This is a genomic window from Martelella sp. AMO21009 (genome assembly GCF_053484295.1).
The window spans coordinates 102,110-123,300 of sequence record NZ_JBAKFR010000010.1 but is presented as its reverse complement, the minus strand read 5'-3'; the positions used below and the strand labels follow the sequence as shown (position 1 = coordinate 123,300).

The window sequence follows — 21,191 nt, the reverse complement described above, 5'->3', positions numbered from 1 at the left end:
CTCCCGAAAAGACGAGACCTTGGCCAAACCGAAAACCCAGTTCATCTGCCAGAATTGCGGATCGGTCACGCCGCGCTGGTCCGGACGCTGCGATGCCTGCGGCGCGTGGAACACGATCGTCGAGGAAAACCCGACCGCCGGAATCGGCGGCGGTCCCGCCCGTTCGCCGAAGAAGGGCCGTCCCGTCGCCCTCGTGCCGCTTGACGGCGAAAGCGAGGAAGCGCCGCGCATCCACAGCCGGATTGCCGAACTCGACAGGGTCACCGGCGGCGGCTTCGTGCGCGGCTCGGCAGTGCTGGTCGGCGGCGATCCCGGAATCGGCAAATCGACGCTGCTGATGCAGGCGGCCGCTGCCCTCTCGCGCCAGAACCAGCGGGTGATCTATGTCTCGGGCGAGGAAGCGATTGCGCAGGTGCGCCTTCGGGCAAAACGGCTGGGCGCGGCCGACGCCCAGGTGCTGCTGGCCGCCGAAACCAATGTCGAGGACATCCTGGCGACGCTCGCCCATGGCGACCGGCCCGACCTCGTGATCATCGATTCGATCCAGACGCTCTGGTCCGACATGGCGGAAGCCGCCCCCGGCACGGTGACGCAGGTGCGCACCGGCGTGCAGGCGATGATCCGCTTTGCCAAGCAGACCGGCGCCGCCATGGTGCTGGTCGGCCACGTCACCAAGGAAGGCCAGATCGCTGGGCCCCGCGTGGTCGAGCACATGGTCGATGCCGTGCTTTATTTCGAGGGCGAGCGCGGCCACCATTACCGCATCCTGCGCACCGTCAAGAACCGTTTCGGCGCGACCGACGAGATCGGCGTGTTCGAAATGGGCGACAAGGGCCTGCGCGAGGTTGCCAATCCCTCCGAACTGTTTCTCGGCGAACGCAACGAGAAGGCCCCGGGGGCTGCGGTTTTCGCCGGCATGGAAGGCACCCGTCCGGTGCTGGTGGAAATCCAGGCGCTGGTCGCGCCCACCTCGCTCGGCACGCCGCGGCGCGCGGTTGTCGGCTGGGATTCGGCGCGGCTTTCGATGATCCTTGCTGTTCTCGAAGCCCATTGCGGCGTCAGGCTCGGCAGCCACGATGTCTATCTCAATGTCGCCGGCGGCTACCGCGTTACCGAGCCGGCCGCCGATCTCGCGGTCGCGGCCGCCCTGATTTCGTCGCTCGCCGGCCTTGCCCTGCCCGCCGATTCTGTTTATTTCGGCGAAATCAGCCTGTCCGGCGCGATCAGACCCGTCGCCCACGCCGTGCAGCGCCTGAAGGAGGCCGCGAAACTCGGCTTTTCCAGTGCCGTTCTTCCGTCCGGCACGGTTGAAATTGCAACAGTCACGGGAAACGGGTTAAAAGGATTCGAGACTCTACCGGAGCTTGTGGCGGAAATTGCAGGCGGCAAACGGTTGGAGCGCACGAATGACGACGGCGACTTTTGAGTTCTCCGGCGTCGGTCCAACCAGAATCTGGCCGCAGGCAAGGCCGAAAGACGAGCGGAGCAATGAATGCCAGTGACCCTGTTTGACCTTATCGTCGTTTTGGTCGTTCTGTTTTCCGCGCTTCTGGCCATGGTCAGGGGATTTTCCCGCGAGATTCTGGCGCTTCTGGCCTGGGGCCTGTCCGCCGTGATCGCCTATCTCGGTTATCCCTATCTCGCCCCGCCGCTTCAAAACCTGCTGAGCGACCCGCGTCTGGCGATGGCCGGCGCCTTCGCGATTATCTTTCTGGTGGCGCTACTACTTCTTTCGCTGGTTACAACGCGATTTGCCGACTATATTATCGACAGTCGCGCCGGCGTGCTCGACCGGTCGCTTGGTTTCGTTTTTGGCCTGCTGCGCGGTATTCTCATTCTCGCTGTCGCCGTTGCCTTCTGGAACTGGCTGGTCGGCGACGCGCAGAGCCCGGACTGGATCAGAAACGCGAAGTCCAAGCCGCTGCTCGATATACTGGCCGACAAGCTCGAGGCCCTTCTGCCGGGCGGCGAAGAGATCGAGACCTATCTTGTGCCCGCGCAAGGCCGCGTGGTGGCCGAAATCGATGGTAAGACGATTGTGATCCTTCCGCCCGATGTACAGGCTTCGACCAAGGCTATATAAGTCGAGACGAATTTACAGCGGCCCCCTGCCCCGCCTTATCCGGACCAGATGATGAGCACCAGTTTTGAAGTGAGCGACGATTTCAGCATTGATGACGATACGCTGCATGAGGAATGCGGCGTATTCGGCATTCTGGGCCACCCCGATGCGGCCGCGCTCACCGCGCTCGGCCTGCACGCGCTGCAGCATCGCGGCCAGGAGGCGGCGGGCATCGTGTCCTATGACGGCCAGCAGTTCCGCTCCGAACGCCATCTCGGCCTCGTCGGCGACCACTTCACCGATCCCGCCATGCTGGAGAGCCTCAGCGGCTCGATGGCGATGGGCCATGTGCGCTATTCGACGACCGGCGGGACCGTGCTGCGCAACGTCCAGCCGCTGTTTGCCGAACTCGGCGTCGGCGGCATTGCGATCGCACATAACGGCAATTTCACCAATGGTCTGTCGATGCGGCGCAAGCTGATCTCCGACGGCGCGATCTGTCAGTCGACCTCCGATACCGAGGTGGTGCTGCACCTGATCGCCCGCTCGCGCGCCAAGACCTCGTCCGACCGCTTCATCGACGCGATCAGCCAGATGGAAGGCGGATATTCGATGATCGCGATGACCCGCACCAAGCTGATCGCCGCGCGCGATCCGACCGGCATCCGCCCTCTGGTGATGGGCGAACTCGACGGCAAGCCGATCTTCTGTTCGGAGACCTGCGCGCTCGACATTATCGGCGCGAAATTCATCCGCGATGTCGAAAACGGCGAAGTCGTGATCTGCGAAGTGCAGCCAGACGGCACGATCTCTATCGACAGCCGCAAGCCGGCGCTGAAACAGCCGGAACGGCTCTGCCTGTTCGAATATGTCTATTTCGCCCGCCCGGATTCGATCGTCGGCGGCCGCAATGTCTATCAGACCCGCAAGAATATGGGCTTCAACCTTGCCAAGGAAGCGCTGGTGGAGGCCGATGTCGTGGTGCCGGTGCCAGACGGCGGCACGCCGGCCGCGATCGGCTATGCCCAGGAAAGCGGCATCCCGTTCGAGCTTGGCATCATCCGCAACCACTATGTCGGCCGCACCTTTATCGAGCCGACGCAGCAGATCCGCGCCTTCGGCGTCAAGCTGAAGCATTCGGCGAACAAGGCGGTGATTGCCGGCGCCCGGGTAGTGCTGATCGACGATTCGATCGTGCGCGGCACCACGTCGGTGAAGATCGTGCAGATGCTGCGCGAGGCAGGCGCCAAGGAAGTGCATATCCGGGTCGCGAGCCCGATGATCTACTATCCGGACTATTACGGCATCGACACGCCGGACCGCGACAAGCTGCTCGCCAACAATCACGAGACACTTGCCGACATGTGCCGCTTCATCGGCGCGGATTCGCTGCAGTTCCTGTCGCTCGATGGGCTCTATGAGGCTGTCGGCGGTCAGAAGCGCAACAACGCGCTGCCGCAGTTCACCGATCACCAGTTCACCGGCGATTACCCGACCCGGCTGCTCGACAAGGAGCATGAGGGCGAGTTTTCGAGGGTCGAGCTTCTGGCCGGCAACGGCTGAAAACACTTCCGGAGCATATCATGTCCAAACCACTTGAAGGGCGGTTGGCCGTCGTCACCGGCGCCTCCCGCGGCATCGGCTATTTCACCGCGCTCAACCTTGCCAGCGAAGGCGCGCATGTGATTGCCTGCGCGCGCACCGTTGGCGGGCTGGAAGAGCTGGACGACGCGATCAAGGCCGATGGCAATGGTTCGGCCACGCTGGTACCGATGGATCTCGCCGACATGGGCGCGATCGACCGGCTCGGCGGCTCGATCTTCAAGCGCTGGGGCAAGCTCGACATCATGGTTGCCAATGCCGGCGTGCTCGGCGTCGTTTCGCCGCTCGCCCATGTGGAAGCGAAGGTGTTCGAACAGGTCATGACCGTCAACGTGACCGCGACATGGCGGCTGATCCGTTCGCTGGAACCGTTGCTGACGCAGTCGGATGCCGGGCGCGCTGTGCTGCTCTCCTCCGGCGTCGCCCACACCTGCCGCCCGTTCTGGGGCCCGTATGCCGCCTCGAAGGCCGCCGTCGAGGCCCTGGCCCGCACCTGGGCCGGCGAAACCGCCCATACCGGGCTCAAGGTCAACAGCGTCGATCCCGGCCGCACCCGCACCGCCATGCGCGCCCAGGCGGCACCCGGCGAAGACCCGATGACGCTGCCGCATCCAAGCGAGGTGGCGGCCAAGATCGTGGGGCTGACGCGGCCGGATTTCACCGAAAGCGGCAAGCTCTATTCCGTCCGCGAGGATCGCCTCAAGGACTATCAGCTACCGCAATAAGGGGGGCCGGGCGATGCGCGAATGGCTGAACGAACCGGCCGAGTGGTCCGCGGATGGCGCATCGCTGACGCTTGTTACCGACAAGGCGACCGATTTCTGGCGCGAGACCTTCTACGGCTTTACCCGCGACAGCGGCCACGCCTGGCTGGAACCGGTGACCGGCGATTTCTCCGCCAGCCTCACCGTCAGCGCCGATTATCAGGCGCTTTACGATCAGGCCGGCATCATGCTGAGGATCGACGAGACCTGCTGGATCAAGGCCGGGATCGAGTTCACCGACGGCCTGATGCATTTTTCGACGGTCGTGACCCGCGACGTCTCCGATTGGTCCGTCATTCCGCTTCATTCGGCACGACCGGAAACGCCGGTTTCAATCCGCCTCACCCGGCACGGCGATGCCGTCCGCGTCCAGTTTCATCTCGGCGACGGAAAATGGCAGATGGCGCGGCTTTGCCCCTTCCCCGCCGCCGATGCCCTTGTCGGCATGACCGCCTGCACGCCGGAACGCGCCGGGCTGAAGGTGCGCTTCAGCGCCTTCGAGGTCGGGCCGCCGATCGCGCGGCAGCTTCACGACTGATCAGATCCCGCGGATGCGCCAGTTCAGGATCACGGCGACCGCAACCAGAGCCGCTGCCATCAGCGAAACCGCGCCGAAACCATCCGCCGCATAAAGCGCGCTCATCAGCAACGGCCCGCAGAACACGGCGATATAGGTCGCGGTGATATTGAAGCCGATCAGAATGCCGCGCGCAGCGGGATTGCGCCCCGCCAGGCGCAGCACGGTCAGGTTCAACCCGAAATGGTTGAAGAATCCCAGAGCGAGCGTTGCCAGCAGCGCACTCCAGAATGCCTGCGTGGCAAAGGCCAGCACGAGGTAGAGCACGCTGGAACATGCCAGGATATAGGGAAACACCCGCGCCGGACCGAGGCGATCCACATGCCGCGCGGCGACGCCGCCGAGCCCGAAACCGATGCCATAGGTCAGGGCCGCCATGCTGGCCGCCGAGGCGCTGATGCCCAGCGTCTCGCGCATATGGTGGCCGAGCAGCGCATAAGCGCCATAAAAGGCGCTCATGAAGCACAGGCAGGTGACCAGCAGGCTGCGGACCCCGGCAATGCGCAACACCTGGAGCCTGGCCGGCCCCTTCACGCGGCCGGCCTCAACCGGTCGGGAAGGTTTGAACATCGCAAAGGCCACGGCCTGCAGCGCGGCAATGCCGCCGAGCGCGAAATAGGCGGTGCGCCAGTCCAGCATGTCGCTGAGCGCCGCGGAGAGCGGCACCCCAAGCATAAGGGAAAGAGACCAGCCCGACAGCACGATGCCAAGCGAGCGCGCGCCCGCGCCTTCCGGCGCGATCCGCACCGCCTCCGAATAGATCGCCGGCAGCAGGATGCCCGTCGCGACGCCGACCAGCGCCTGACCGGCGGCGAGCCCCTGCCAGACCGGCGTCGCCGCCGAGCCAACAAAGCCGAGCGCCATCACGATAAACGCCGCTGAAAACACCAGCCGCGCATCGGACCGGTCGATCATGCCAGAAAGAAAAAAGGCCGAGAGGCCGGTCGCCCCACCGAAAGCCGAGATCGACCAGGTGATAGGCACGGCAGTGGTGTTCAGCGATGCGGCGACATCGCTCAGGATCGGGCTGAGGATGAACGAATTGGCGCCGATCAGAAAGACGCCGATAACCAACGCGGCAAGCCGCAGCCGGAATGTGAGCGGATTTGGCAAAGGAGAACCTGTGGCAAGTGATTCACGAGCAACCATTATCGCCCGATCACTCTGCCACGCAACCCGCCCTCCGGCGCGGCTGCCAACCGTATTTCATCGGAAGGCTGGGATGATCAGGCGATCACGGTGATCCGCCTGATCATCCAGATCCTTCGGCGCTAGAACTTGTAGCCGAGACCGACCTTCACGACGCTCTGCGATGCATCCATGCTGAAATTGGGATCCCAGCTGAAGCTCTTGTCGTATTTCGGGAAATCGCTGTAGCGATACTCGATGCGACCAAACAGGTTGTTGTTGAAGGCATGTTCGATGCCGGCGCCGACGGTCCAGCCGAGAATCGCCTGTTCGCCGGTGTCGAGCGAATAAAGCGCGGTCGAACCAACCACCTTGCCGCTGGCAACTTCGCCGCCTGCCGTGGCATAAATCAGGGTCCGGTCCATGGCGTAGCCGAGCCGGCCGCGCAGCGAACCGGCCCAGCCACGCTCGAACTTGCCGACCGCCGGTTCCGGCGCGCCGCTGATGATCACCTGAACCGACTGATCGTCCGAATTGCCGAAGTAGTCGACTTCGCCTTCCACACCGACGACGACATCGTTCGAGAGCTGGTAATTGTAACCGAAGAAGGCCCCGCCCACCCAGTTGTCGAAATCGAAACTGCTATCGAGCAGTCGATATGTATCGGCATTGGCCTGCGTCCAGTGATAACCGAAGGCAGCACCCAGATAGAAGCCGGTCCAGGTGAAGCCCGGCTGTTCAACAATTACGACATCCTCTACGACCGGCGGCGTATAAACCACGTCAGCCGCCTGAGCACCGATGGCGGGCACGAACGCCGCCGCGAGAATTGAAATTCGCTTGATCATTTTATGCACCCCTGTTGCTCTTCCAGATTAAAAGGTAGAGCGCAGAGTGCATTAGTATAGTTTAAATTAGATTATTATTTTCGGAAAAGCAGTCACTGGTGCATGAAAGACACACATACATATCTATCTTATTGATTAATAAAAAGAAATTATGAACTCTACCTTAAGTAAAACCCTCCTGATATACTACTTTAAATCGATGTTCGCCTGTGCGAACGCGGTCGCGGCGCAAATCTGCCGGGCCAGAGATGACGCCCGGCAGCAACAACCGGCAGGACGCGACCGCCCTGCGTTCCAGCCAATGCGAGGAGCGGTCAGGCCTAGAATTTGTAGCCGAGACTGGCTTTCAGCAGGCTCTGGTTTGCGCTTATGCTGAAATTCGGGTCCCAACTGAAACTGTGGTCGACCTTCGGATAATAGGAGTACCGATACTCCAGCCGAGCGAACAGGTGATCGGTGAACGCCTGTTCGATGCCCGCCCCGGCCGTCCAGCCGAACATGACCTTCTCACCGGTGTCCAGTGAATAGCTCAGCGCACTGCCGGTCACGCTGCCCGTGGCCACCTCGCCGCCGGCCGTGGCATAGATCAGGGTCCGGTCCATGGCGTAACCGAGCCGGCCCCTGAGCGAACCGCCCCAGCCAAAGTCGAAATCGCCAGTCGCGTTTTCAGGCACGCCGGCGATGATGACCTGGAGGTTCTCGCCGCTGACGCCGTCCGCATAGTCGAACTCACCCTCCATGCCGAGAACGATATTGTTTTCAAACTGGTAATTGGCCCCGAAGAACCCGCCGGCCAGCCAGTTGTCGAGCTGGAGATCCCTGTCCACCAGACGCCAGGTATCAACATCGGTATCGGTCCAGTGGTATCCGGCAAGTGCGCCGAGATAGAACCCGGTCCACTTGAAACCGCTTTGCTCGCTCACAGTGATTTCGTCGAGAACTGGCGCAGGCGCAATCACGACATCCGCAGCCTGAACTGCCACGGCCGAAAACAAGACCCCCGTGCAGATCATCACTCCCTTGAACATTGCAATTCCCCTTCTTTCCCATCCAAGAAATAATGAAAACAATAGTTATATATTATGGTTAATTATTAATTTATATTTCTTTTTTAGATTTCATGAAATTGGATTATATATAAATATATGAAAAACAATATTTATTATTATATTTAATATTACGAAGATAAACATTACAAATTTCTTTTATATCTTCGGCCTTACGAATCATGCCGACAGGCTTGACGCCCTGCGTCCTTCCCGGCATAACTCCGCGCATGAACACGGCCATCTGCACGATCTGCATCATTATTCGCTAGCGCTTCGCTGGCCGGCCGTTCTTGTCCTGAAAATCCACCACAGACAGACGACCCGGCTTCGGGGCGTAAGCATATGTTGCGATCGCCAATACGGATTTCGGGAGAGACGACATGGGCAATGCCCTCAGACTCTACAATACGCTGACCCGCGAGAAGCAGGCTTTCGAGCCGATCGATCCGGACAACGTGCGCATGTATGTCTGCGGGCCGACGGTCTATGACTTCGCCCATATCGGCAATGCCCGCCCGGTGATCGTGTTCGATGTGCTCTACCGGCTGCTGCGCCATCTCTATGGCGAGGACCACGTCACCTATGTCCGCAACATCACCGACGTCGATGACAAGATCAACGCGCGGGCCAAGCGCGACTATCCCGACCTGCCGCTGAACGCGGCGATCCGCGCCGTCACCGAGAAGACCGCCGACCAGTTCCACAAGGATATCGCTGCCCTCGGCGTGCTGCCGCCCACCGTCGAGCCGCGCGCCACCGACCATATCGACGGCATGGTGGCGATGATCCAGACGCTTCTCGACAAGCGCAATGCCTATGTCGCGGAAGGACCGGAAGGCAGAGAGGTGCTGTTCGACGTGCCCTCCATGCCCGATTACGGAAGGCTGTCGCGCCGCAACCTCGAAGACCAGCAGGCCGGCGCCCGGATCGCGGTGGAAAGCCACAAGAAGAGCCCGGCCGATTTCGTGCTGTGGAAGGAAAGCGCCGCCGACGAGCCCGGCTGGGAGGGCACGTTCACGGTCGACGGCCGACCCGTCGCGATCCACGGCCGCCCGGGCTGGCATATCGAATGCTCGGTGATGTCGGAAAAGCATCTCGGCGAGACCTTTGACATCCACGGCGGCGGCCTCGACCTGATCTTCCCCCACCACGAAAACGAAATCGCCCAATCCTGCTCAGCCCACGGCAACCACGTGATGGCGAACGTCTGGATGCATAACGGCTTCGTGCAGGTGGAAGGCCGGAAGATGTCGAAATCCGAGGGCAATTTCGTGACGATCCAAGAGTTACTGGAGACGAAGAAATTCGGCGGGAGAGCGTGGGCCGGTCGTGTTCTCCGACTTGCGATGCTGAAGACGAACTATCATGAGCCCATCGACTGGACCGTTTCTTCGCTGCAATCAGCCAGAAAGGATTTGGCGGATTGGGCATACTCACTCGCCGAGTTAGAGGCGATTTATTTAGAGCATCATCGAGCACTAGATACAAATAGGAGCACCAAGGATTTCGTATCTGAACAGCTCGATAAAGAGAACATAAACGTCGATACCATATTCGTTGACTTATTGAAGAATGACCTCGATACGCACAACGCCATAGCGCGCTTAAGAGAACTCGGAAAGAGTGCTGACAAACACATTTCTTCAGCAAAAATACTTCTGAAAACTCTGATTGAATTCGGGTTTATGGAGTTCGATCAAATTGAACTTTTCCGTTATGAATATCTTCTCGATCCCGATATCAAGGAAAAGGACATAATCGATTCCTTCGTCGTAATCGCCGAAGAAAATCGTGTCGCACAAGCAAATAGTATCCCTTACTCTGTCTCTGACACATTTCCAGATAATATAAAGGTTGTCGAAATAAAGCCTGGCGTTCTTAGCTTTAATAAATCCGATCCTGATACATCAAAGAGAAAGATCCAAGACAGAATCTCCGAGCGCCTCGCCTTCATCCGCGACAAGAACTGGGTCGAAGCCGACCGGATCCGCGATGAACTCGCCTCTCAGGGAATCCATCTAAAGGATTCAAAAGACAAGGAAACCGGTGAGCGCATCACCACATGGGAGGTGAAGCGGTGAAGACTGACGCTGGCCTCTTCCTCGCATCAATCCCGATGCACCCTAGCGGCGTGTCATCCTCGGGCTTGACCCGAGGATCCAGGAAGCTTTTTCCGAGTGGCCTGGATGCTCGGGTCAAGCCCGAGCATGACTCCGAGAGGAAGGGCACTATCCCCGGCAAGGCGCTGCCTGCCCCGACACTCATCCTGGGAGGTCGACCATGACGACCTTCTCCGGTGGTTGCCAGTGCGGGGCGGTGCGGTATCGGGTCGAGGGCTCGCTAGCGACGCCGCATCTTTGTCACTGCCGCATGTGCCAGAAGGCAGCGGGGAATTATTTTATGCCGCTGGCGAGCGCGGACAACGACGCGTTTTCGCTGACGCGCGGCGCGCCGCACTGGTTCTTTTCTTCCGAGCATGTCAAGCGCGGCTTTTGCGAGCAATGCGGCACGCCGCTGTTCTTCATGACCGAGGGCGGCGATCATGTCTCGGTGACGCTTGGCAGTCTGGATAATCCCTCCGCGATTGTTCCGGCAACGCAGGATGGCGTCGAGGGTCGGGTGGCCTTCTTTGCCGCCCTGCCCGGCCTTCCCGAACGCGGCACCGACCGTTCCGACCTTCCAGGTGGAACGGAAGGCGTGGCTGGGAGCAATCGTCAGCATCCCGATCACGACACAGACCATTGGCCGAAGGAGCGTGGCGATGAGCGATGAACGCAGTTTTTCCGGCGGTTGCCAGTGCGGCGCTGTGCGATTTCGCGCAAGCCATCTCGGTCGGCCGTCGATCTGTCACTGCCGGATGTGCCAGAAGGCGTTCGGCAATTTCTTCAGCGCGCTGGTGACCGCCGATTTCGCCCATCTGGTATGGACGCGCGGCAAGCCGAGCCTGTTCCGCTCCTCGAAAGGCTTCCTGCGCGGGTTCTGCGAAAAATGCGGCACGCCGCTGACCTATCAGTACAAGGAAGGCATCGAGCTCGCGATCGGCGCATTTGACGCGCCGGAGCATTTCGAGCCGCAGATCCAGGTCAATCACGACTGCCGCCTGCCCTGGATCGACACGCTGTTCGAAAAGCCCGGACGCCCACAGACGGTGGAAGAGAGCGATGTTGTCTCGCGCCAGCACCCCGACCACGACACGCCCCAATGGCCGCCCGAAGACGGCACGGACGCATAACAGACCCATAAGAACGGCCGCAAAGGCCCCAAGGGATGGAGACCCGACAATGTCAGACCGCGAACGCATCTACCTGTTCGACACAACCCTGCGCGATGGCCAGCAGACGCCGGGCGTCGATTTCTCGGTCGAGGACAAAATCGCGATTGCCAACATGCTCGACCATTTCGGCATCGATTATGTCGAAGGCGGCTATCCCGGCGCGAACCCCACCGATACCGCGTTCTTCTCGAAAAAGCGCACCGGCAGGGCAAAGATGACGGCCTTCGGCATGACCAAGCGCGCCGGGGTCTCGGCCTCCAACGATCCGGGCCTTGCCGCGCTGATCGATGCTGCGGGCGACGCGGTCTGTCTTGTCGCCAAGAGCTGGGACTATCACGTCAAGGTCGCGCTCGGCATCTCCAACGAGGACAATCTCGAATGCATCGCCGACAGCATCGCCGCCGTGGCGGCGTCCGGCAAGGAAGCGCTGCTTGACTGCGAACACTTCTTCGACGGCTACAAGGCCAACCCCGCCTATGCGCTTGCCTGTGCCAAGGCCGCCTATGATGCCGGCGCGCGCTGGGTGGTGCTGTGCGACACCAATGGCGGCACGCAGCCGGACGAGATCGCGGAAATCATCGCCGATGTCATCGCCAGCGGCATTCCGGGCGAAAATCTCGGCATCCATGCGCATAACGACACTGGACAGGCGGTTGCCAACTCGCTCGCCGCCGTGCGCGCCGGGGTGCGGCAGGTGCAGGGCACGCTGAACGGCATCGGCGAGCGCTGCGGCAATGCCAACATCATCACGCTCGCCGCAACGCTGGCGTTGAAGGAGCGCTACAGCAGCCGGTTCGAACTCGGCATCGATGCCGAAGGGCTGACCGAACTCTCCGCCCTCTCCCACGGCTTCGACGAGCTTTTGAACCGCGCGCCGGATCCGCAGTTGCCCTATGTCGGCGCGTCGGCCTTCGCCACCAAGGCCGGCATTCATGCCTCGGCGCTGCTGAAGGATCCGAAAACCTACGAGCATGTCGATCCGGCGGCCGTCGGCAACAGCCGCCGGGTGATGGTGTCCGACCAGGGCGGAAAATCGAATTTCATCAACGAACTCAATCGGCTCGGCATTTCCGTTGCCAAAGATGATCCACGGCTCGACAAGCTGATTGCGATCGTGAAGGAGCGCGAGGCCATGGGCTATGCCTATGAAGCCGCCGACGCCAGTTTCGAGCTATTGGCGCTGCGCGAGCTCGGCAGCGTGCCGCATTTCTTCCATGTCGACAGTTTCCGGGTCATGGTCGAGCGACGCTATGACAGCCATGGCCGGGTGAAGACCGTATCCGAGGCCGTGGTCAAGCTCGAGATCGACGGCCGCAGGGTGATGTCGGTGTCGGAGGGCGACGGCCCGGTCAACGCGCTCGACAAGGCGTTCCGCAAGGACCTCGGCAAGTTCCAGGGCGAGATTGCCGACCTCAAGCTTGCCGACTACAAGGTGCGTATCCTCAATGGCGGCACGGAGGCGATCACCCGCGTGCTGATCGAAAGCGTCGATGATGACGGGGTCAGGTGGTGGACGGTCGGCGTTTCCGAAAACATCATCGACGCCTCGTTCCAGGCACTGATGGATTCGATCACCTTCAAGCTGATGAAAAACCGCAAGCTCGCCGGCCGCGCTGCAGCGGAATAGGCGGTTCGTTCAATTCATTTGATGGTTTGATCGCAAGTTTCGTGTGGCGGCGGCGATAACGAAGGTCTATTGCGTTTGGGCAAAAGACTTCAAGGAAACACCATGTCCACCGAAATCCCAGCCGCCCAGGAAGCGCCCGCGCCGCAGGGCGATACCCCCAAGGGTTTCGTCCTCGCCTTCACCGTCTTCATGATGTGGGGCGTGCTGCCGCTTTATTTGAAGCTCGTCACCGATCTTCCAGCAGACGAAATTCTGGCGCACCGGATCGTATGGTCACTGCCGTTTGCCGGCGCGATGGTCGCCTATTCCGGCCAGTCGCGCACCGTTGCCGGCGTGCTGCGCAAGCCGAAGATGATGGCGCTTGTGGTTCTGTGCAGCCTGTTCATCACGCTCAACTGGGGCACCTATATCTATGCGGTCAGCACCGCCCAGACGGTGGACGCGGCCCTTGGCTATTTCATCAACCCGCTGTTTTCGATCGCGCTCGCGGCGCTGATCCTCAGGGAAAAGCTTGGGCGCGGTCAGATGATCGCGGTCGCCCTCGCCTTCGCGGCGGTGGTCATCCTCACCGTGGAACTCGGCCGCCTGCCGCTGGTCGCCCTGGCATTGCCGCTCAGCTTCGGGCTCTATGCGTTTCTGCACAAGGTCATGCCGGTCGAAGGCACCACCGCCTTTACATTGGAGGCGCTGGTGCTGAGCGGCCCGGCGCTCGGCTACATAATCTATCTGGAAGCGACCGGCGCCGGACATTTCCTGCGCTCGCCGGTCACGGCGCTGCTCTTGATCGGTTGCGGCGCGGTCACCGCGATTCCGCTGCTGATCTATGCGAACGCGACCAAGCTGCTCAGGCTTTCGACGATCGGCATCATGCAGTATATCGCGCCGAGCGTGATCTTCCTGATCGCCGTCCTGATCTTCCGCGAGCCGCTGGAGCCCGTTAAACTCGCCGCCTTCGCGCTGATCTGGGTGGCGCTGGTGATCTATACCGCGCCCATGGTCAGGCGCAGACGCAAGGCATCCGCGCCGGCCGAATAGCGATGCCTACATCTTGCCGATGATCCGGGCGTCGCCGTCGTCGTCGGCCGTTTCCGCCCAGCCGGCCTCGATCGCCGGGATCATATCCTCGACATTGGCGATGAGCTGCGGGCGCACCTGATGGCTGGTGTGGAGGAAGCCTTCCTTCAGCATGTGATCGAGCAGTTCGATCATCGGCTGCCAGAAGCCGCCGATATCGCCGAGGATCATCGGCTTGGCGTGGCGGCCGAGCTGCGCCCAGGTCATGATCTCGACGATCTCCTCAAGCGTGCCGATCCCGCCGGGAAGCGCGATGAAGGCGTCCGCCCGTTCGAACATGGTATGCTTGCGTACATGCATGTTCGGCGTGATCATGAGCTCGTCGAGCGCCTCGAGCTGGTCTCGGGTCGCCTCCATGTCGACGAGGAATTCCGGAATGATGCCGAGCACGTGGCCGCCATTTTCCAGCACGCCCTCGGCGACGGCGCCCATAATGCCCTTGGTTCCGCCGCCATAGACGAGGCCGTAACCGGCCGTCGCGATGGCAGCGCCAAGCGCCTTGCCGGCGCGCATATATTCGGGCGAAGCCCCTGGGCGAGAGCCGCAATAGACGCAGATGCTGCGAATCGGTTTGTCTTGTTTTTTCATGACGTCAATCAATCCCATTAGCCCGCGACAGGTCAAGTTCATTGCATTTCGAACACAATCGCAGATTTACCCTGTTCACGCTTTGCCGAGACAGCCAATGAACTCTTGTATATATCCGGCACTATGGCTAGCGTTTTCAGCCAATTGGCGTCGTCGCCTCTTCGGAGCTCTGAATGAAAAATAACCGGTCCGGTATCGTCATCGCCGTCATCCTGCTCGTTCTCATCGCGGCGGGCCTCTATTATTTTACCCGCGAGGATGGCGGCGAGACCGGCAGCACCACGGAAGGCAGCGCGCCGCAGACCGAGCAGAGCGAACCCGCGGACGCATCCGGCGAGAGCGCGAGCAGCCCCGACAGCGACAGTGACGCAAACGAAGAGCAGCAGCAGACGGGCCTGCGCATCCCCACCTTCGACGTGCTGCGCGTGGAGCCCGATGGCACGGCCGTGATCGCAGGCGCCGCCGAGCCGCTTGGCATGCTTGACGTCAAGGAGGGCGACACCGTTGTCGCCTCTTCCAGTGTCGGCGATTCCGGCGATTTCGTCGCCATCATCGAAACGCCGCTGACGCCCGGCGATCATCTCATCTACCTCGATGTCACCATGCCCGACGGGCGCACCGCCCGATCGCTGCAGACCGCGACGATCTCGATCCCCGAGACCCCGGACGGCGACCTGCTGGCCCTGATCACCGAGCCGGGCAAGGCCTCCGAAATCATCGCCACGCCGGATGGCGAGGAAGAGGCACCCGAAGGCGCCGTCGTTGCGCGCGCCGAGGATGCGGGAACCGAAGAGCAAGAGAATGGCGGCCAGCCATCCGCGCAGCAGAATGCCGGCGGCGACACGGCCTCGGCCGACGCAGGCTCGACGGGCGGGAACACCCAGCAGACCGGCTCCAGCGAACAGGCCTCCAACCAGGATGTTTCGCAAACGGATGACGGCGGCGATCAGGAAGAGACCCAGCTTCAGACGGTTACCGTCGAGACCGACGCGGAAAAGACGAACCGGAATGGCGGCGAACAGGCCGCGCCTCTCGTCAGCATCAAGGCCGTCGAAATCGAAGGCAACCGGCTGTTTGTGGCGGGCAGCGGCACGCAGGGGGCCACGATTCGCGGTTATATCGATGACGCGCTGATCGGCGATGCGGAGGTGAATGTCGATGGCAACTACGTTCTCGACGCCGAGATCGACGTTTCAGTGGGCCTGCACACGATCCGCGTCGATATGCTCGATGAGAATGGTCAGGTCGTCGCCCGCGCCGTCGTGCCCTTCGATCGCCCACCCGGCGACCAGGTGGCGGCGGTCTCCAGCGCGCCGGCGACCAGCGGCGAACAGCAGCAGGATGGCAGCCAGACCTTCACCCAGCCGCAGCTTCAAAGCAGCGACAATGCTGTGATCATCCGCCGCGGCGACAATCTGTGGCGCATCTCGCGGCGCATGTATGGACGCGGCGTGCGCTACACGACGATATACCTCGCGAACGAGCCCCAGATCGTCAATCCGGACCTGATCCTGCCCGGCCAGGTCTTCTCCGTGCCGAAGGAGCCGCTGCCGATCGGGGAAGCCGAAACGATCCACCGCCGCCTGCTGGAGGGCATGCCGATCGGCCCGGAATACCATCTGCCGGCGGGCGACCAATAGAAGCTGAAATGCGGCCCGGAAATCGCTGACCGCGCTTTTTTTCGCCGCTCCAGCGCCAGTCCGAGACAGACAGCGCGCCCGGCGATATGCGAAAAACGGCCCGCCGCCGGCGCAATTGGTTTCGGCCCGCGGCCATTGCAATATCTCCGCGGCGACCTTATGTCGCGGTGAAAGCGGCGCCCCGCGGGGCGCCTTTCATTTTGATACTTCTCTTATTTCGGCTCGGCCTTAAGGCCTTGAGCGCGGGGACTAGCATGGCAGATCGCGGTAAAACCGTGTCAGCGGATTCATCCAATCCGCTTCAGACGATCATCAATCTGTGGCCGTATATCTGGCCGGAAAGTCGTCCGGACCTGAAGCGTCGCGTGGTTCTCGCCACCATCGCGCTGGTGGTCGCAAAGCTCATCCTTCTGCTCGTCCCCTACTCCTTCAAATGGGCGACCAATGCGCTGACCGGCGAGCTGGAGATCAACACCATCCTGCCCGCCGTCCTGTTCGGCGCGGTCACGCTGGTGCTGTTCTACAATCTCGCGCGCATCGGCCAGCTCGGCTTCAACCAGTTGCGCGATGCGCTGTTCGCCAGCGTCGGCCAGTATGCCGTGCGCCGGCTTGCCCACCGCGTTTTCGTGCACATGCACCAGCTCGCCCTGCGCTTTCATCTCTCGCGCAAGACCGGCGGTCTGTCACGCATCATCGAACGCGGCACCAAGGGCATCGAGACGATCGTGCGCTTCACGATCCTCGCGACGCTGCCGACCGTGCTCGAATTCTTCCTGGTCGCGATCATCTTCTGGTGGGGCTACGGCTTCGACTATCTCGCCATCACCGCCGTCACGGTCGTGCTCTATGTCTGGTTCACCATCAAGGCCAGCGACTGGCGCATCGCCATCCGCCGCGAAATGAACGACAGCGACAACGACGCCAACACCAAGGCCGTCGACTCGCTTCTGAACTACGAGACCGTCAAATATTTCGGCAATGAGAAGATGGAGGCGCATCGCTTCGATGCCTCCATGGCGCGCTATGAGAACGCGGCGACCCGTATCTGGACGTCGCTCGGCTGGCTCAATTTCGGCCAGGGCGTGATCTTCGGCGTTGGCATGACGATCATGATGGTGCTGTCGGCGATCTCGGTGAAGAACGGCACCCAGACCATCGGCGACTTCGTGTTCATCAACGCCATGCTGATCCAGCTCGCGATTCCCCTCAACTTCATCGGATCGGTCTACCGCGAAATTCGACAGGGTCTTACCGATATCGAGCAGATGTTCGATATTCTCGAGGAAGATCTCGAAATCACCGACAAGCCAGATGCCCCGGACCTGCAGATCCGCCAGGGCGCGATCGCCTTCAAGGACGTGCATTTTTCCTATGATCCGTCCCGCCCGATCCTGAAGGGCGTTTCCTTCGAGGTGCCGGCCGGCAAGACGGTGGCGATCGTCGGCCCGACGGGCGCGGGCAAGTCGACGATCTCGCGCCTCCTGTTCCGCTTCTACGATGTCAATGAGGGTGCGATCACCATCGACGGGCAGGACCTGCGCGAGGTGCGCCAGTCGAGCCTGCGCGAGGCGATCGGCATGGTGCCGCAGGATACCGTGCTGTTCAACGACACGATCGCCTACAATATCCGCTACGGCCGCACGTCTGCGACCGACGAGGAGGTCAATGCGGCCGCCGAGCTCGCACAGGTCGGCGATTTCATCCGGCAATTGCCGGAGGGTTTCGACACTCAGGTCGGCGAGCGCGGTCTGAAGCTTTCGGGCGGCGAGAAGCAGCGCGTGGCGATTGCCCGCACCATTCTCAAGGCCCCGCCGATCCTCGTGCTTGACGAGGCGACATCCGCGCTCGACACCCATACCGAGCGCGAAATCCAGGCGGCGCTCGACGTGGTCTCGAAGAACCGCACCACGCTGGTGATCGCCCACCGGCTTTCCACCGTTATCGGCGCCGACGAGATCATCGTGCTCAAGCGCGGCGAGATCGCCGAGCGCGGCACGCATGACGACCTGATCGCCCGGAACGGGCTCTATGCCCAGATGTGGGAGCGCCAGCGCGAGGCGACCCTTGCCGAGGAGCAGTTGCGCAAGGTGCGCGAGAGCGACGATATGGGCGTGATCATGCGGCTCGACCCCGCCAACTGACAGGACCGCCGCAAAACCGACGCACGGCCGTGTTCCCAAGGCCGTGCGCAGCCTGTATTGTCGCCCGTGAGTACCGGGCAATTAGAGCGCCGTGCATCCATTCGGATGCACAAATGACGCTCTAAACTATTGAATCTACGCATCGTGCTTTCCGAAAATCGATTCCGATTTTCGGGCCGATGCTGTAAGCGAGGACCAATGACCATTATCGATTCCATCCGGCATTCGATGGCCCCGATCCACAAGGAAGGCTATCGTTTTGTCGCGATCTTTCTGGTGGCGACCCTGATCCTTGGATGGATTGCCCAGCCGCTGTTCTGGATCGGCCTGATCGCCACGCTCTGGTGCGCCTATTTCTTCCGCGATCCCGATCGGGTGGTGCCGCAGGACGACAATCTCGTGATCAGCCCGGCCGATGGCCGCGTCTCCGCGATCAGCGAGGAAATTCCGCCGGCCGAAATGGGCCTCGGCGCCGAGCCGATGCTGCGCATCTGCGTGTTCATGAACGTGTTCGACTGCCATGTGAACCGCGCGCCGACGGCCGGCCGCATCACCGGCATCCACTATCGGCCCGGCAAGTTCCTCAACGCCGAACTCGACAAGGCGAGCGAAGACAATGAGCGCAACGGCCTCGTGATCGAAACCGGCCACGGTTTGATCGGCGTGGTGCAGATCGCGGGCCTCGTCGCCCGCCGGATCGTGTGCTTCTCCGAGAACGGCGATGTGCTTGATGCCGGTGAGCGCTTCGGCCTGATCCGCTTCGGTTCGCGGCTCGACGTCTACCTGCCGACGACCGCCACCCCTCGCGTTGCCGTCGGCCAGATGGCGACGGCCGGCGAGACCGTGCTGGCCGGCTTCGGCGGTTTTGATCTTCCGACCGTCGGACGGAAAATCTGATGGATGAAGGCAGCCAGGATCGTGCGCTGGAGCCACGGGTGAAGCCCACGACCGACAAATCCGGTCGTGGGCCTCGCCTCCGCGAAATACCGCTCCGGCTCATCATTCCCAATCTGGTGACCGTGCTCGCGATCTGTGCCGGGCTTTCGGGGATCCGGATGGCGATCGACGGCCAGTTTCCCAAGGCTGTCGCCATGCTGCTGATCGCGGCCTTCCTGGACGGCGTCGATGGCAGGCTGGCGCGGCTTTTGAAGGCCTCCTCCAAATTCGGCGAGCAGATGGACTCGCTCGCCGATATCGTCAATTTCGGCATCGCGCCGGCTCTTGTCGCCTATACCTATCTGCTGAATGACGGCGGCACGCTCGGCTGGATCGCGGCACTTACCTATGCGATTGCCGCGGCGCTCCGTCTCGCCCGTTTCAACGTGATGGCGGACCGCAAGCGCAAGGCGAGCTGGCAGGGCGAGTATTTCGTCGGCGTCCCCGCGCCGCTCGGCGCGATCATTATGCTGTTGCCGGTCTATCTCGGTTTTCTCGGCGTGGAGCGCGACTCAAGCGTGGCGCTCGCCGCCTCCGCCTATACCGTACTCATCGGGTTCCTGCTGATCAGCCGCCTGCCGGTATGGTCCGGCAAGAGCCTCGGCTTCACCGTCCGGCGCGATTTCGCACTGCCGATGATGCTGCTCGCCGTGGTCTCGGTGGCGTTGCTCTTTGCCTATACATGGCACGTGATGATCGTCGGCTCCGTGCTTTACCTGCTCAGCCTGCCGCTCGGCGCCCGCGCCTGGCACCGCAAATACGGCACGCTGGTCATGGAGGACGACACCGAGGACGACGAGGACGACGACTTGCCGCGCAAGAACCGGCTCGATCTGGATATTTGATGCGCCGCTCGACATAAAACCGCGCCGGCTCTGATGGACGCCAGTTACGCCCGAAAGCCTTGCCGCCTATAATCTCTCCCCTTGAGGGAGAGATGCCCCGACAGGGGCAGAGAGGGGTGAACCCTTTCGGCAAATTCGGAGCTTGGGGCTTATGCCCATACCCCTCTCTGTCGCTTTCGCGACATCTCCCCCTCAAGGGGAGAGATTGGGGCTGCGCGGTTTCCCGAACCGAAAATCGGAGACGGACTGTGAGTCCCTCAGGCAACCGCCCGGCCGTCAAAACAAGTCCATCTGCCCCGGCCCCTCATCCGTGGGCTCGCCCTCCACCAACGGTGGCCCGATCGGCTCGATCAGGTCTGCACCCATATTTCGGGCGTTGCTGACCGCCTTCGACACCGGCAGGGCCTCAAAGAAATCGGCGGGCGGCGGCGCCAGCAGGTCGGCGACCTCGCGCGGTTCGTGATTGCGGCAGTCGAGCCAGCGCTCATAATCCTCCGGCGCGATCACCACCGGGGAGCGCTCGTGGATATGCGCGATCACGCCGCTGGAAGACGTCGTCAGGATCGTGCCGGTATCGATCTCCGTGCCATCCGCGCCCAGCCACGGCGACATCAGGCCGGCAAAGGCGATCACCCCGCCATGGCGCGGGCGGATCCAGTAGGGTTGCGCACCGCCGCCAGTCTTACGCCATTCGAAAAAGCCGGAAGCAGGGACCAGCGTGCGGAAATGGCGCATCGAGCCGCGAAAGGCCGGTTTCTCCGCCGCGGTTTCGCTGCGCGCGTTGAACAACAGCGAGAACTCCCGCGCATCCTTCACCCATGCCGGAATCAGCCCCCAGCGCACCAGCAGCGCATTGCGCCCCTCCCCGCCGCCGGTCAGCTCCGAAGCGCTGACGACCATCAGGATCGGCTGCGACGGCGCGATGTTATAGCGCGGCGGGAACGGCTCGATACCGGTAATGTCGAAAGCCTCGCCCACCTCCTCGGGGGTTGCTATCAGGCCGAAACGTCCACACATTGCGCTTTGAAACTCATCC

The 21,191-nt window shown here is 61.8% G+C and carries 19 protein-coding genes; 14 read left to right on the top strand and 5 right to left on the bottom strand.

The genetic code is table 11. The annotated features are described in order from the left end of the window. Positions 1 to 19: 19 nt before the first annotated feature. The 5 genes from radA to V6766_RS13465 all read left to right on the top strand — a co-directional run bounded on the left by radA (position 20) and on the right by V6766_RS13465 (position 4,966). Positions 20 to 1,426: a DNA repair protein RadA gene (gene radA / locus V6766_RS13485; RefSeq protein WP_448467207.1), complete on the top strand. Its 1,407-nt coding sequence runs from the start codon at positions 20 to 22 to the stop codon at positions 1,424 to 1,426. Between the two features lie 66 nt (positions 1,427 to 1,492). After that, a complete protein-coding gene (locus tag V6766_RS13480) occupies positions 1,493 to 2,083 on the top strand; it encodes a CvpA family protein (protein WP_448467205.1) in 591 nt (196 codons plus the stop codon). A 51-nt stretch (positions 2,084 to 2,134) separates the two neighbouring features. Next, complete coding sequence (gene purF, locus V6766_RS13475) at positions 2,135 to 3,625, top strand: amidophosphoribosyltransferase (protein WP_448467203.1); 1,491 nt, start codon at positions 2,135 to 2,137, stop codon at positions 3,623 to 3,625. A gap of 20 nt (positions 3,626 to 3,645) precedes the next feature. Further along, positions 3,646 to 4,389: an SDR family NAD(P)-dependent oxidoreductase gene (locus tag V6766_RS13470; protein ID WP_448467201.1), complete on the top strand. Its 744-nt coding sequence runs from the start codon at positions 3,646 to 3,648 to the stop codon at positions 4,387 to 4,389. A 13-nt stretch (positions 4,390 to 4,402) separates the two neighbouring features. Then, positions 4,403 to 4,966, top strand: coding sequence for a DUF1349 domain-containing protein (locus tag V6766_RS13465; protein WP_448467199.1), 564 nt, complete (start codon positions 4,403 to 4,405; stop codon positions 4,964 to 4,966). Here the strand turns inward: V6766_RS13465 and V6766_RS13460 are convergent, their stop codons facing one another. The 3 genes from V6766_RS13460 to V6766_RS13450 form a co-directional block, all read right to left on the bottom strand. Beyond that, positions 4,967 to 6,118, bottom strand: coding sequence for an MFS transporter (locus V6766_RS13460; protein ID WP_448467197.1), 1,152 nt, complete (start codon positions 6,116 to 6,118; stop codon positions 4,967 to 4,969). A gap of 158 nt (positions 6,119 to 6,276) precedes the next feature. After that, positions 6,277 to 6,981, bottom strand: a complete 705-nt coding sequence (locus tag V6766_RS13455) for an outer membrane protein (RefSeq protein WP_448467195.1) — start codon at positions 6,979 to 6,981, stop codon at positions 6,277 to 6,279. A gap of 320 nt (positions 6,982 to 7,301) precedes the next feature. Further along, entirely contained in the window at positions 7,302 to 8,009 is a 708-nt protein-coding gene (locus V6766_RS13450; protein ID WP_448467193.1) for an outer membrane protein, read from the bottom strand. A 401-nt stretch (positions 8,010 to 8,410) separates the two neighbouring features. On the opposite strand from V6766_RS13450, the gene cysS reads away from it, so the two are divergent. From cysS to rarD, 5 genes are all read left to right on the top strand, one after another. Further along, a complete protein-coding gene (gene cysS, locus V6766_RS13445; protein WP_448467191.1) occupies positions 8,411 to 10,111 on the top strand; it encodes a cysteine--tRNA ligase in 1,701 nt (566 codons plus the stop codon). 199 nt (positions 10,112 to 10,310) lie between these two features. After that, entirely contained in the window at positions 10,311 to 10,802 is a 492-nt protein-coding gene (locus tag V6766_RS13440; protein ID WP_448467189.1) for a GFA family protein, read from the top strand. Then, positions 10,792 to 11,262 (top strand): GFA family protein, encoded by a 471-nt coding sequence (locus V6766_RS13435; protein WP_448467187.1) that lies wholly within the window; start codon positions 10,792 to 10,794, stop codon positions 11,260 to 11,262. Before V6766_RS13440 ends, V6766_RS13435 begins: the two co-directional genes overlap by 11 nt. Positions 11,263 to 11,311: 49 nt before the next feature. Then, positions 11,312 to 12,931, top strand: a complete 1,620-nt coding sequence (gene cimA, locus V6766_RS13430; protein ID WP_448467185.1) for a citramalate synthase — start codon at positions 11,312 to 11,314, stop codon at positions 12,929 to 12,931. 102 nt (positions 12,932 to 13,033) lie between these two features. Further along, positions 13,034 to 13,966 (top strand): EamA family transporter RarD, encoded by a 933-nt coding sequence (rarD, locus tag V6766_RS13425; RefSeq protein ID WP_448467183.1) that lies wholly within the window; start codon positions 13,034 to 13,036, stop codon positions 13,964 to 13,966. Between the two features lie 6 nt (positions 13,967 to 13,972). On the opposite strand, the gene V6766_RS13420 is transcribed toward rarD, so the two are convergent. Beyond that, positions 13,973 to 14,593: an LOG family protein gene (locus tag V6766_RS13420; protein WP_448467181.1), complete on the bottom strand. Its 621-nt coding sequence runs from the start codon at positions 14,591 to 14,593 to the stop codon at positions 13,973 to 13,975. A gap of 173 nt (positions 14,594 to 14,766) precedes the next feature. On the opposite strand from V6766_RS13420, the gene V6766_RS13415 reads away from it, so the two are divergent. The 4 genes from V6766_RS13415 (at position 14,767) to pssA (ending at position 20,155) form a co-directional block, all read left to right on the top strand. Continuing rightward, complete coding sequence (locus V6766_RS13415; protein WP_448467179.1) at positions 14,767 to 16,233, top strand: LysM peptidoglycan-binding domain-containing protein; 1,467 nt, start codon at positions 14,767 to 14,769, stop codon at positions 16,231 to 16,233. A gap of 254 nt (positions 16,234 to 16,487) precedes the next feature. Further along, positions 16,488 to 18,374 (top strand): ABCB family ABC transporter ATP-binding protein/permease, encoded by a 1,887-nt coding sequence (locus tag V6766_RS13410; protein WP_448467177.1) that lies wholly within the window; start codon positions 16,488 to 16,490, stop codon positions 18,372 to 18,374. A 198-nt stretch (positions 18,375 to 18,572) separates the two neighbouring features. Then, complete coding sequence (locus V6766_RS13405) at positions 18,573 to 19,271, top strand: phosphatidylserine decarboxylase (protein ID WP_448467175.1); 699 nt, start codon at positions 18,573 to 18,575, stop codon at positions 19,269 to 19,271. Further along, positions 19,271 to 20,155 carry a CDP-diacylglycerol--serine O-phosphatidyltransferase gene (pssA, locus tag V6766_RS13400; RefSeq protein WP_448467173.1) on the top strand — a complete coding sequence of 295 codons (885 nt, stop codon included), beginning with the start codon at positions 19,271 to 19,273 and terminating at the stop codon, positions 20,153 to 20,155. The genes V6766_RS13405 and pssA overlap by 1 nt, the downstream gene beginning before the upstream one ends. A gap of 276 nt (positions 20,156 to 20,431) precedes the next feature. Here the strand turns inward: pssA and V6766_RS13395 are convergent, their stop codons facing one another. Then, a complete protein-coding gene (locus V6766_RS13395; protein WP_448467171.1) occupies positions 20,432 to 21,172 on the bottom strand; it encodes an SOS response-associated peptidase in 741 nt (246 codons plus the stop codon). Positions 21,173 to 21,191 lie beyond the last annotated feature (19 nt).